The sequence below is a fragment of the Streptomyces sp. NPDC127068 genome, assembly GCF_042724695.1.
Lineage (GTDB): Bacteria > Actinomycetota > Actinomycetes > Streptomycetales > Streptomycetaceae > Streptomyces.
Genome location: NZ_JBHXEN010000025.1, coordinates 63,113 through 75,464 on the forward strand (window position 1 = coordinate 63,113; position 12,352 = coordinate 75,464).

The window sequence follows — 12,352 nt, forward strand, 5'->3', positions numbered from 1 at the left end:
GGCCCGTGTCGCCCCGGGCGTCGGGGTGCGGGCCGGCACGGTGGCGCCGGCCCGCGACGGGTGGGCGGAGGTCAGCTCTTGGTGCCGCTGCCGGCCGCCCGGCGGCCGGCGAGCACGCCGAAGGCCACGCCGGCCGCGCCGACGGCGATGCCGGCGATGCCGAGCACCCGGGCCGTGGTGTCGCTGTCGTGGGACGAGGACGCCTCGTCCTTCGCCCCGTCCTCGTGGCCGTGGCCGGCGTCCTTCTCGCCCTTCTCGGCCTCGGCCTCCTTCTCCTCGGAGCCTTCGGCGTCCTTGGCGTCCCCGCCGGTGCCGCCGTGGTGGCCTTCCTCGGCGGCGCTCAGGGCCAGCACGGGCGCCGGGTACTGCGGCTCCTCGCCGCCCTCGACGGGCGCCTCGATCCAGCGGACGACCTCCTTGTTGGAGTAGGTCTGGAGGGCCTTGAAGACCAACTGGTCACTGTTCTCGGGCAGCTGGCCCACGGAGACCGGGAAGCGCTGGAAGAAGCCCGGCTCGACGCCCTTGCCCTCGGCGGTCCAGGTGACCTTGGTGACGGCCTCGGTGATCTTGTTGCCGTGGACCTCGATCGGCTTGTCGAGCTTGCTCTTGGTGACCTTGGCCTTCCAGCCGGGCACGGGCTGCGGCAGCACGGAGGCCAGGGGGTGCTCGGTCGGGAAGGTGACCTCCAGCTTGGTGGTCGCGGCGTCGTCGCGCTCGTTCGGCACCTTGAAGCCGATCGTCGCGTAGCCACCCTTGGCGGCCTCGCCGTCGGGCTGCACGGTGACGTGCGCGAACGCGGGCGACGACAGCACGAACACGGCGGTCGCGGAGGTGGCGGCGGTCAGCAGCACACGGGACTTCTTCATCGCGGAAGCACTCCAGTTGCCGTGGCGGTCCACGGCGGTTCGGTGGTACGGGCGTGGGGACTGGCAGGGAGAACGGCGGCCGTGCCATCGGGCCCGCCCGGGAAGACGCGGGAGGGCGCGTGGGGGTGGCACGCGACCGCGGATCGGTCGGCACCGGGTCGCGCCCGACGCACCGGGACCCGGGAACGCATCCGGTGGGGACGCGGGCGCGGTGGCGTCCGTCCGCGGCACGCGGGGCGTGCGGGTGCGGGCGGGCGCCGGCGCGCCGACACGGCGTGGGCCCGCGCGGCGGAGCGCGGCGCGGTGGACGTGTCGGGGTCGGGTCGGTGCGGGGGAACGGGTCGGTGCCGGGATCGGCGTCCGTTGCCGTTCGGCGACGGTCAGCGCGGTGCCCGGGAGCCGCCGGTGAGCGCGGCTACGCGGGAGAGGCGCCGAAGGCCACGGTGAACGGCGGTCCCCGCCGGATCACCGTGTGGTGCAGCGGCCCGGTCCGGGGGCAGGGCACGCGGGACCGGTCGACGACCGTGGTCCGGGGGCCGTTCGTCGGCGCCCCGGTGAGCCCCGCGAGCTGGGCCCGGACGAAGGCGAGGGCGGCGCGCAGCGCACGGATCAGCGCGCCTTCGGCGACGCCCTGCACGGAGAGCCGGACGAGCCGGACCAGTGCGAGGTCGCCCCGCCGCAGCAGCCAGCCGGCCGCGGCGGCCGACAGGACGTGCCCGAGGAGCATCGGCAGGGTGGGCAACAGGGCCCAGAGCCCGGCGGACCCGGCCGCGTCCAGGGAGTGCTGCCCCTGGCCGAGGGCCGTACCGGGGAGGGCCGCGGACGCGTCGAGGATGCGCTGGGCCTGCACCGGGTCGATGGCCGAGGCGCCGGCCCCGCAGACGAGTTGGGCGGCCTGGGCGATCAGCCAGGAATCGGACGACGCCGCGGTCGCGGTGCCCGCCCCGGTGTGTTGGCCGATGCCGAAGACGGCGTGCAGGACGAGCTGACCGATGCCGAGCAGTGCGGCGATCCCGGCCAGTGAACGGGCCCGTCCGGCGAGCGGTACGGCCACCACGAACACCCCGAGGAACCCCGCGAGCACCGTCCACAGCGGAACGGTCTGGTACGAGGCGAGCACATGACCGGCTGCGGACAGCACGACGCAGACCGCGGCGAACACCGCGGCCCGCAGCAGCCGGAGGTCTCTCCCGGCGCGTTCCTCGCACGGGTGGGGGGTAGTCATGGCCGGGTCATCATCGCACTGGGCCGCGGAGCGCGGTGCGGCAGGTCGGTGCACGGCGGTCCGACCCGGGGACGGGCGCCCCCGCCGCCGTACGGCCGACGGGCCGGTGGCCGCCGGGCGGGTGCCGAAGGGGCCGCGGTATCCGCTGGTGACGCCTGGTGCACGGGCGTCCGGCCCGGCGCGTCGGCCGTATGGGCGGCATCACGTCGGCGCGGCGATTGCGGTCACTCCCCGATGGCAATACGTAACGGTATGTCGAACCGCAGCCGGGAGCCCGGAGCATGAGCATCTCGTGGTCTGTCCACTTGCGGTGCGACGCGGCGAGTGTCCCGCTGGCCCGACGTCTGCTCCAGCGGACGATGGAGACGGCGGGGGTGGACCCGGAGGTCTGCTACGAGGTGTCGGTCGCCCTCAGCGAGGCGTGCGCCAACGCGGTGGAGCACGGGGGCGCTCCGCATCCCGGTGGCCCGCCGGGCGCGTACCGGGTCTCGGCCTACCTGGACGGGGAGATGTGCCGGATCGAGGTCGCCGACTCGGGCCCCGGTTTCCCGGCGCACCGGCGCGGACCCCGTCCCGTGTCCGCCGGGCACCCCGTCGCCGCGGTGGGCGGGTCCGCCGGGGACGAGGCCGAGCACGGGCGGGGGCTGTTGCTCATCCGGGAGTTGGCCGACGACGTCCACTTCACCAACCGGCCGGGCCGCGGGGGCGCGGTCGTCAGCTTCGACAAGGCCCTCAAGTGGCGCGCGGACGCCGCCCCGCTGGCGATCGCCTGACCCCGCGCGGCACCTCGGGGGCCGTGGGGTCCTACAGCACCGTGTGCAGCCGCAGCGGGTCGGGCAGTACGCGGTGGTAGCGCCGTAGCAGGGGCGCCTTCACTCCGGCGGTGACCGTGCAGCCCAGTTCGGTCACGGCGCCGGCCCCCGACCGGACGACCAGGCTCAGCGGGTAACTGCCGGTGAGTTCCGTCGCCTCGGTGCGCCGGAACTCCCAGGCCGGTGCGGAGCCTCCGAGGTCCAGGGCCTGGACGAGGGGCCGGTTGCGGGTGAACGTGACGGTGCGGCCCACCTCGCCGAGCGACGCGTCGGCGCCGAGCAGGGAGAGTTGCGGGCCGATCCGGCGCACCCGTTGGACCTGCACCGCGTCGGTGAGCCGCACCGGGTCCATCGAGTGGGCGACGGGCTGCGGGGCGAACGCGGTGGACGACAGGCTCAGGCCGACGTGCGCGAACTCCAGCCGGGGGCTACGGGGTTCGGGCGCGAAGGTGAGCGACAGCCGGACCAGGTAGTGGTCGTACAGGGCGGCCCGGTCCTCGGCGTAGCGGGCCAGGGCGGGGTCGGCGGCGAGTTCGTCGGGCGTCAGCCGGAGTGCGTGCGGTCCGCCGAGCCGGACCCGTCCGGCGAGCGGCGGGTCCACGGGGTCGCCCTCGGCGGGGACGTCCCGCAGGGCGTCCGCGGGGGTCAGGACCAGGTCCTGTTCGACGAGTTGCGGGTCGGTCAGCTCGATCATCGGCCGTCTCCCGGACGCGGGGCACGGCCGCGGAGGTGGGTCCGGCCCCGGTGGTGAGCCCCGTTCGCGTTCCCCCGCGGGTGCCCGTGGCCCGTCAGGGTAGCGACTGCCGCCCCGCACCCGGAGGTGACCGGGTGCGGGGCGGACGGGTCGGGGGCCGGGGGCGAGGGGGTCAGCCCTGTTGGAGCTTCGCCATCCACAGCTCGATCTCGTCGGAGCGGCGCGGCAGGGCGGCGGACAGGTTCACGTTGCCGTCCTCGGTGACGAGGATGTCGTCCTCGATCCGGACGCCGATGCCCCGGTACTCCTCGGGCACGGTGAGGTCGTCGGCCTGGAAGTACAGGCCCGGCTCCACCGTCAGGCACATGCCCGGCTCCAGGGTGCCCCCGACGTACGTCTCGGTGCGGGCGGCGGCGCAGTCGTGCACGTCCATGCCGAGCATGTGGCCGGTGCCGTGCAGCGTCCAGCGGCGCTGGAGGCCCAGTTCGAGCACCCGCTCCACCGGGCCCTCGACGAGCCCCCACTCGACCAGCCGCTCGGCGAGGACGCGCTGGGCGGCGTCGTGGAACTCGCGGTACTTGGCGCCCGGCCGCACCGCGGCGATCCCGGCCTCCTGGGCGTCGTACACCGCGTCGTAGATCTTCTTCTGGAGCTCGCTGAAGGTTCCGTCGACCGGCAGGGTGCGGGTGATGTCGGCGGTGTAGAGGGTGTGGGTCTCGACCCCCGCGTCCAGCAGCAGCAGGTCGCCGGCCCGGACGGGGCCGTCGTTGCGGACCCAGTGCAGGGTGGTGGCGTGGGCGCCGGAGGCGCAGATCGAGCCGTAGCCGATGTCGTTGCCCTCGACACGGGCCCGCAGGAAGAAGGTCCCTTCGATGTAGCGCTCGCTGGTGGCCTGGGCCCGGTCGAGCACCTTGACGACGTCCTCGAAGCCCCGCAGGGTCGAGTCGACCGCCTTCTGGAGTTCGCCGACCTCGAAGGAGTCCTTGACCAGCCGGGCCTCGGAGAGGAAGACCCGCAGTTCCTCGTCGCGCTCGCCGGTCACCTTGTCGGTGAGGGCCGCCTCGACGCCCCGGTCGTAGCCGCGGACCACCCGGACCGGGCCGCTCGCCGCGCGCAGCGCGTCGGGCAGCTTGCGGACGTCGGACGCGGGGACGCCGTACAGCTGCGTGGCCTCGGTGAGCGAGTCGCGGCGGCCCACCCACAGCTCGCCCTGGCCGTCGAGCCAGAACTCGCCGTTCTCCCGGTCGGAGCGGGGCAGCAGGTAGATCGTGGCGTCGTGCCCGGTGTCGGTCGGCTCCAGTACGAGGACGCCGTCCTCGGTCTGGTTGCCGGTGAGGTAGGCGTACTCCACCGAGGAGCGGAACGGGTACTCGGTGTCGTTCGAGCGGGTCTTCAGGTTGCCCGCGGGAATGACGAGGCGTTCACCGGGGAAGCGTGCGGACAGGGCGGCCCGGCGGGCGGCCGTCTCGGACGCCTGCGGGATCGGGGCGAGATCCTGTCGTTCCGTGTCCGCCCAGCCCGACCGCATGTTTTCGGCCAGTTCATCGGACACGCCGGGGTAGAGGCCGTTCTTGCGCTGCTGGATCGGCTCCCCTTCCTCGGTGCCCTCCGGAGCGCCCGTGATGCCCTGCTCTTCCGGGTTCTCCGGGTTCGCGAGCGTTTCAGCGGTCTCCGGGGCCTCCGGGTTCTCCGGATTGAGCTCCTCCGACACGGTCTTCCTCCTTGGATGCGGCTTTGGACCCCCTCCATCGTACGGTCGTGCGGAAGGGGGTCCATGGCCGGAAGTCATGGCTCATGTATCTGCCATGTACACGGTGAGCGGTCGACGGCTCGCGTTCGGTGATCGCGGACCGCGCTCCCGTCCCGGCGGCGCCGCGTCCGGGGCACCCCCGCACGGGGGGTGGCCCGGACGCGACCCCCGAACCGGCGGCTGCGGCTCAGCGGAACCGGGCCGCCAGCAGCACCACGTCCTCGTCGCTGTCCGGGTCCTCAAGACCCTGCGGCGCCATCGCCCGCACCACGTGGTCCAGGATCGCCTCGGGGTCGTCCCGGAGCCGCGCGGGCACGCCGGCCGCCGCCGAGTGCAGCCGGGCGAAGGCCCGGTCCATCGGGTCCCCGGTGCGCTGGAGCAGCCCGTCGGTGAACAGCAGCACCGTTTCTCCTGGCTCGGGGCGCAGCTCCACGCTCGGGGCCTCCCAGCACGCCAGCATCCCCAACGGCGCCGACAGCGAGGTCTCCACGTACTCGGTGCGCCGCTCGCCGACGATCAGCGGCGGACAGTGCCCGGCCCCGGCCAACGTGACCTTGCGCAGGGCGGGTTCGCAGTACGCGAACAGCGCCGTGGCGCCGCGCGCCGGTTCGGTCAGCCGCAGCAGCAGCTCCAGGTCGGACAGGACCGCCACCGGGTCCTCGCCCTCCATCACCGCGTACGCCCGCAGCGAGGCCCGCAGCCGGCCCATCGCGGCGACCGAGCTCGGCCCCGACCCGGTGACCGAACCGACCGACAGCCCGAGCGCGCCCTCCGGCAGCGGCAGGGCGTCGAACCAGTCGCCGCCCCCGCGCTGACCGCTGTGGTGGCGCACGGCCAACTGCACCCCGGGCACCCGGGCCAACCGCTTCGGCAACAGCTCCGCGGTGAGCGCCGAGGCGGCGGTGCGGGCCCGCTCCAGATCGAGGAGCCGGGCCAGGTGCTCGCCGGCGTGCCGGGTGTAGAGGCCGACCAGGTGGCGCTGGCGCTCCGTCGGTTCGGCGGGTTCGTCGTACAGCCACACGGCCGCCCCGAGCCGGCCGGTTCCGTCCGCCGTCAGTGGCAGTGCGTAACTGGCCGCGTAGCCGAGTCGGGCGGCGACCTCGCGGTGGCGCGGGTCGACGGCGTCGTCGCGCAGCAGGTCGGGGTGGGCGATCTCGTGGTCCGCCGCCGGTGCGTCCAGGAGTCGGCCGTACGACGTCGAGCTGCGCGGAACTGTCTCGATATGGCCGATGTCCGCCCGTGCCAGGCCCAGCCCGACCGTGGTGTCCGGCCCGAATCCGTCAGCCGGTTCGAGGACGACCAGCCCGCGCCGGGCGCCCACGAGGGCCGCGCCGGCGCGCAGCACCTCGTGCAGCGCCTCCTCGACCGTCGCCCGACGCGTCAGGCGCTCGGTCAGCTCGTGCAGGGTCGTGAGGTCGGAGACCCATCCGGCCAACCGGTCCTGGAGGACCGTTCCGGCGGGCGGGGGCGGGGTCCCGTCGAGCCCGCTTCCGGGGGCGCCGCCGGCCGGCTCGTCCCCGGGGGAACCGGCTTCCGGGTCCGCGGGGGACGAGGCGGGAGCGACGGGCGTGACAGTGTGCGCGGGGGCGGGAACCGCAGAATCGATTCCGGCCACTTTCGGTGGAGGGGGGGTTGTCATGGTGTCCGACTCCCGGGCCGGTGCGTAATGCTGAATAGCATCGCAAACCCCCTGTCATTCCGCGGTGCCGACAATGTCTCCACATCTACACGGAGTGGAGAGGGGATGTCCAGCATTGTCCTGCTGGGATCCCTGGTGTCCGTGGGGTTTTCGGCAACATCGCAAGTTGGCAAAAAACTGCCCATGGGAACGGCTCATTGCGGTCGACTGGCATTGTTCGACGGAGCGTCATGGCGGTCTTGATGGGTACGTAATCGGTGAAGGCCAGGAGTGACCCGGTGCAGAACACCGCGGTCGTGGAACCTGGCGACGGAACCGGGCGTCATCACCAGCAGTGACCGTGCCCCATCGTCCGTGGCACCGGTAGCGAGTACGACGCGTGACGGCACGAGACCGACGCCGCCACCCCATGCCACGGCCATGCTCTAACCAGACGCGGCAGCGCAACGGCCGCACCCAAAGGATCGACCCTTCGGGGCTCCCCGTGCCTGAGGCAGGGGTGGTGACGCGCCAGCACGCACGCACGGCGAACAGCCGTTTCGTATGCACGGTTAACTGATCAACTGATCGACACATGCTGTGATGTGGTCTTCGGCGTTCAAGGAAAGGAACGAGCGCTCATGCGCGAGATCCTCGGAAGGCGACGCGGGCTCCTGTCCAGGCGCAATGACGGGCGGCCCGAGGTCATCGGTGCGGCACTGACCTTCGCGACGCTCTGGCAGTGGCCCGTACTCCCGGGGGTGGGGACTCGGCCGCGCGGTGCCGGCTGTTCCTGCCCCGACCCGGACTGCGGGGTGCCCGGGGCGCACCCCTTCGAGCCCGGGCTGCTCGCGGCCACCACGGACGAGCGGATGGTGCGCTGGTGGTGGTCCAACCGTCCGCAGGCGCCCGTCATCCTGGCCACGGGCGGCGCGGCGCCCTGCGCCGTCAGTCTGCCCGCCCTCCCGGCGGCCCGCGCCCTCACCGCGCTCGACCGGGCGGGCATCCGCCTGGGCCCCGTGATCGCGACCCCGGAGCGCTGGGCACTGCTCGTCGCCCCGTACTCCTTCGAGCGGCTGGGCGAGTTGCTCTACGCGAAGGACCACGTCCCGGGCTCGCTCCGGTTCCACGGTGAGGGCGGCTACCTCGCCCTGCCGCCCTCGGGGACCGGCGTGGGTCAGGTCCGGTGGGAGCGGGCGCCGCTGCCCGGTTCGGCGCGGCCCTGGGTGCCGGACGTGGAGGCCGTGGTGGACGGGGTCGTGGACGCCCTCATCCGTGCGGAGGTGAACGCGCCGGAACTCTAGGACCCGTCGCCTCTGGTGCGGGGAGTGCGGACGGACTGCGCGGCGGTCCCGGGGTGGCTGACCCGGGGCCGCCGCCGTCTTGGCTGCGCACGGTCCGGGCCCGTGGCTCCGGCACCCGGTCGTACGGCGCCCTGGTCGTACGGCGCCCCCGGTCGGATGGGGGCCGCCGGTCGGGGGTGGTGCCGGGAACTTCGGGTGCTTCGGACTCCGTTGATATGGCCGGTTGACGAGGGTGGGTCGGCCCGGGGATCGCCCGGGCGGACACGGAGCGGTACGGGAGGGGACGGGCCCCGCGCGGACGGCCGGGCGCGCCGCGCCCCTGCGGGGTGGGCCCCGCGGGACGGGAAGCCGCTCGGTGGCCGCCGCGGGGCGCGGCCCGGCGCTGTGGTGCGCGAGCCCCCTCCAGTCAGGGGCACGACAACTCCGTAGATCGGTGGGGGAGTTGAAAGCGCTGATGAGGGGACGGGTGCCGGCCGGCGGACGCGGCACGCGGGCCCGGACATGGAAGCGCCCGGTTGCTGGCGACGGGGGATGCACCAGCAACCGGGCTATCCGAACCGTAACAAGAGATCGGCGGTTAGCAAATTCGATGCCGCCTATTTGGCCAGCGATTTGCGCGTGGGCGCGGGTAGTTGTGACAGGAGTCACCCGTTCCGCGTGCTGACCGGTCGGTCAGTGACGCACCCTTCACGTACGGCAGCGGATCGTTCGCCGCGGTGTGCGTACGCGTGCCCGTGCGAGTACGTCCGTACGGGGGGTGCGGGTGTCCGCGGGTACGGGTGCGGGGCCGTGTGTCGGGCGCGTGTCGTACCGGGGGCGTCCTACCCGTCGTACGGGGGCGTGCGGTGCACGAGGGCCCGGGCGGGACATCGCGGTGCGTCGGGCCGGGGGTGTGGCCACCGGTCCGACGCACCGCCTCCGTCCGGGCGGATCAGCTCAGGGTGACCTGACGGTTGGTGAGACCGCCGCGGGCCCGCCGCTCGTCCGGGGTCAACGGCGCGTCGACGGCGAGGGCGGACACCAGTCGCTCCGCGAACCCGGCCGCCGGCTTCTCGACGTCCTCGGCGGTGACGCCCGTCGGCAGGTCCCACACCGGGACCGTCAGACCGTGCGCCCGGAAGGAACCGACCAGCCGGGTGCCCTCGCCCAGCGAGGAGACGCCGGCGGCGTGCAGCCGGGCCAGCGCGTCCAGCAGCTGCTCCTCGGGGTACGGCATGACCCAGCGCAGGTGGTTCTTCTCCGGGGTCTCGCACCAGTACGCGGCGTCCACACCGGCGAGCTTGACCGTCGGGATGGCCGCCTCGTTGGCGCGTTCCAGGGAGGCGGTGACGTCCGGCGCGGCGTTCTCCGCGTCCGGGACCCAGAACTCGAAGCCCGGGTGCACGGCCGGCTCGAAGGCGCTGTCGGGCTCGATCAGGTCCTGGAGGCGCGGTCTGTCCGCCGGCGCCCGGCGGCCCTGCACCGGGGTGCCCGGCTCGGCCACGAGGGCGCGCTGCAAGGTGTCGGCGAGGTCCCGGCTGATGTCGCCGGACGAGGTGTCGTTCTGCACGCCCAGCAGCACCGAGCCGTCGTCGCGGCGCAGCGCCGGCCAGGCCATCGGCAGGACCGTCGCCAGCGTCACCGACGGCACGCCCTCGGGCAGCCCGCCCTTGAGCGTCAGGGCGACCGTCGCCGCGGGGACCAGCTCGCGCAGCGCCACCCAGTCGCCCTCGCCGGGCAACCCCTCGAAGGGGCGCTGGACCAGCTCGGTCGCCGCGTGGGAGGCCGCGCGGCCGTGGCACGCCTTGTAGCGCCGCCCCGATCCGCAGGGGCAGGGCTCGCGGGCTCCGACCACGGGGATCTCCCGGTCGTCGGCGCTGGCGGAGCGCGGTGTGGCCTTCGTCTGGGGGCGCTTCTTGGCCATCGTGCCTGTCTCCCGATCACGGCTCGTCTCGTAACTCCGCGAGCCTATCCGCTCCCGCCGACAGCGCCCGCCCCGCGCCGGTGGGGTGCGTCGACGGACGCCGTCAGTCGTAGTGGCCGAACGTGTCGGCGTCGAATGCGTCGGCGTCGAACGGGGCAGGGGCGAATCCGTCGGGGGCGAACGTGTCGGGTGCGCGGGAATCGCCGAACTCCCGCTCCGGAGCGGCCGTTTCCCGTAGCGGTGTGGCGCCCGCGTCCCTGAGCGGTGTGGCGCCCGTGTCCCGTAGCGACGGGCCCGTGTCCTGGAGTGATGTGACGCGCGTAGCGAAATCGCCGTGAACATCCGCTGCACGCGAGTCGGCACGGGAATCGGTACCGGAGCCGGAGTCGCTACGGGAGTCCGTACGGGAGTCGTCCCGCACCACCACCCACACGGTCACTTCGCCGCGGTCGTTGTCGCGGACGCCCCAGTCGTCGGCGAGCGCGCCGATGATGTTCAGCCCGCGACCGCCGTGCGCGGTGACCGAGGGCGTCGACGGGACCGGTCGGGTCGGACCGCCGCCGTCCGTCACCTCCACCGTCAGCCGGCCCGACGCGTCCGTGCGCCATGCCGCTCTGACGTCGCCGTCGCCGGCGAGCGCGTCACCGAGCGGACGGCCGTGTCGGCACGCGTTGCTCAGCAGTTCGGAAAGGATCAACACCGCGTCGTCGACGACCGCTTCCGGAACTCCGCCGCCCCGCAGCTGCGCCTGCATCCGGCGCCTGGCTTCCCCTACGCCCGCAGGGCCATGGGGCACGGCCATGCTCGACGACGTGGGTACCTCCTGTGTCACCACCAACGCCACCCCCGAGACCTCCTTCGCCCCACGCCATCGTGTGGATGCCCCATTGGACTGGACCGGAAACCGGCCCGCCGGACCCGGGTGTCGCACTCGCGGCCCCTCGATACGCAGCGAACGCGCCAGCGCACTCCCCGTAATCGACGTCCCCTCCGGTCGGTCGCCGGAGGCTCCCGCACCGCGGCCGTCCGGTGCCCGTCGAGCCCCCCGTCCGGCTCCGCTCGGGGTCGCCTCCCGGGTCGGTTTCCGGCCATGATCAGGACGCGGGTGTGGTGCGGTCCGGTGCGGTCGGTCCGGCTGGGCTACGGGGTCCGGCCGAGTCGGGCGAGCACCTGCGCCGGCCGGTTGGTGATGATCGCGTCGACGCCGAGGCGCATGCAGAGGTCGACGTCCGCGGGTTCGTTCACGGTCCACACGTGCACTTGGTGGCCGGCCTGCCGGAGCTTCGCCACGTGCCCCGGGTGGTTGCGCACCAGCCGGATCGAGGGGCCCGCGATCCGCACGTCCCGGGGGAGCCGTCCCTCGCGCAGCCGGGGGGTCAGGAACTGCGTCAGGTGCACGGTGGGGAGCTCGGGAGCCGCGGCCCGCACCCGGTGCAGCGAGCGGGCCGAGAAGCTCATGATCCGCACCGGGGACTCCGCCGCCGAGCGTGGGGCGGCGAGCCCGAAGCGCCGGAGCTGGTCGAGGAGGCGCTCCTCGACCTGCCCGGCCCAGCGGGTGGGGTGCTTGGTCTCGATGGCCAGCTCGACCGGCCGGTCCGCGTCGGCGACCAGTTCCAGGAGCCGTTCCAGGGTGAGCACCGAGGTGTCCGCCCGCTCCGGGCTGCTCTCCCAGTCGGGGCTCTCCTCCCAGCCGGGGCCCTCCCGCCCCGCCGAGCGCCGCTTCCAGGAGCCGAAGTCGAGGGCGGCGAGGTCGGCGAGTTCGAGTGCCGACACCGCTCCGCGGCCGTTCGACGTACGGTTGACGCGACGGTCGTGGACGCAGACGAGGTGGCCGTCGGCGGTGAGCCGCACGTCGCACTCCAGGGCGTCGGCGCCGTCCTCGATGGCTTTCCGGTAGGCGGCCAGGGTGTGTTCCGGCTCGTCCTCGGAGGCGCCCCGGTGGGCCACCACCTGGACGGGGCGGGTCGGATGCCGGTCTGCGTGGGTCACCGCGTCATCGTGCCATCCGGGGCCGCGGGAAGGGCGCGCGGGCGTGGGTCTCGCCCGGCCGGGGGACCTTCCGTGAACGTGTCCAAGATGTCCGGCATAAAGAATGTCATCGTACGCACAGGATCGGCTTATGGTGCCCTGACGCCCCATGGGAAAGGCTACGGGGCACCACGTCCGCCGCGGACCGGTGA

9 protein-coding genes and 1 pseudogene are annotated in these 12,352 nt (G+C 73.8%); 2 read left to right on the top strand and 8 right to left on the bottom strand.

The window, feature by feature from the left end:
• Positions 1-71 precede the first annotated feature (71 nt).
• Both ACFWIA_RS17730 and ACFWIA_RS17735 read right to left on the bottom strand, forming a co-directional pair.
• The gene (locus ACFWIA_RS17730; protein WP_387005699.1) at positions 72-866 is read right to left on the bottom strand and encodes a YcnI family protein; all 795 of its coding nucleotides are present in this window, start codon (positions 864-866) and stop codon (positions 72-74) included.
• A gap of 415 nt (positions 867-1,281) precedes the next feature.
• Positions 1,282-2,091, bottom strand: coding sequence for a hypothetical protein (locus ACFWIA_RS17735; RefSeq protein ID WP_387005702.1), 810 nt, complete (start codon positions 2,089-2,091; stop codon positions 1,282-1,284).
• A 281-nt stretch (positions 2,092-2,372) separates the two neighbouring features.
• Between ACFWIA_RS17735 and ACFWIA_RS17740 the strand changes: the two genes are divergently transcribed.
• The gene (locus ACFWIA_RS17740; RefSeq protein ID WP_387005705.1) at positions 2,373-2,864 is read left to right on the top strand and encodes an ATP-binding protein; all 492 of its coding nucleotides are present in this window, start codon (positions 2,373-2,375) and stop codon (positions 2,862-2,864) included.
• A 31-nt stretch (positions 2,865-2,895) separates the two neighbouring features.
• Here ACFWIA_RS17740 and ACFWIA_RS17745 read toward each other — a convergent pair whose 3' ends face one another.
• The 3 genes from ACFWIA_RS17745 to ACFWIA_RS17755 all read right to left on the bottom strand — a co-directional run bounded on the left by ACFWIA_RS17745 (position 2,896) and on the right by ACFWIA_RS17755 (position 6,986).
• Entirely contained in the window at positions 2,896-3,597 is a 702-nt protein-coding gene (locus ACFWIA_RS17745) for a hypothetical protein (RefSeq protein WP_387005707.1), read from the bottom strand.
• 172 nt (positions 3,598-3,769) lie between these two features.
• Positions 3,770-5,308, bottom strand: a complete 1,539-nt coding sequence (locus ACFWIA_RS17750; RefSeq protein ID WP_387005710.1) for an aminopeptidase P family protein — start codon at positions 5,306-5,308, stop codon at positions 3,770-3,772.
• 226 nt (positions 5,309-5,534) lie between these two features.
• Positions 5,535-6,986 carry a PP2C family protein-serine/threonine phosphatase gene (locus ACFWIA_RS17755; RefSeq protein WP_387005711.1) on the bottom strand — a complete coding sequence of 484 codons (1,452 nt, stop codon included), beginning with the start codon at positions 6,984-6,986 and terminating at the stop codon, positions 5,535-5,537.
• A 620-nt stretch (positions 6,987-7,606) separates the two neighbouring features.
• Between ACFWIA_RS17755 and ACFWIA_RS17760 the strand changes: the two genes are divergently transcribed.
• Positions 7,607-8,269 (top strand): bifunctional DNA primase/polymerase, encoded by a 663-nt coding sequence (locus ACFWIA_RS17760; protein WP_387005714.1) that lies wholly within the window; start codon positions 7,607-7,609, stop codon positions 8,267-8,269.
• A gap of 931 nt (positions 8,270-9,200) precedes the next feature.
• Here the strand turns inward: ACFWIA_RS17760 and ACFWIA_RS17765 are convergent.
• From ACFWIA_RS17765 to ACFWIA_RS17775, 3 genes and pseudogenes are all read right to left on the bottom strand, one after another.
• Complete coding sequence (locus tag ACFWIA_RS17765; RefSeq protein ID WP_387005716.1) at positions 9,201-10,172, bottom strand: DUF5926 family protein; 972 nt, start codon at positions 10,170-10,172, stop codon at positions 9,201-9,203.
• Between the two features lie 408 nt (positions 10,173-10,580).
• Positions 10,581-11,103: pseudogene (locus ACFWIA_RS17770) on the bottom strand (ATP-binding protein); the annotation flags it as partial.
• A gap of 209 nt (positions 11,104-11,312) precedes the next feature.
• Positions 11,313-12,161, bottom strand: coding sequence for a glycerophosphodiester phosphodiesterase (locus tag ACFWIA_RS17775; RefSeq protein WP_387005717.1), 849 nt, complete (start codon positions 12,159-12,161; stop codon positions 11,313-11,315).
• Positions 12,162-12,352: the final 191 nt, after the last annotated feature.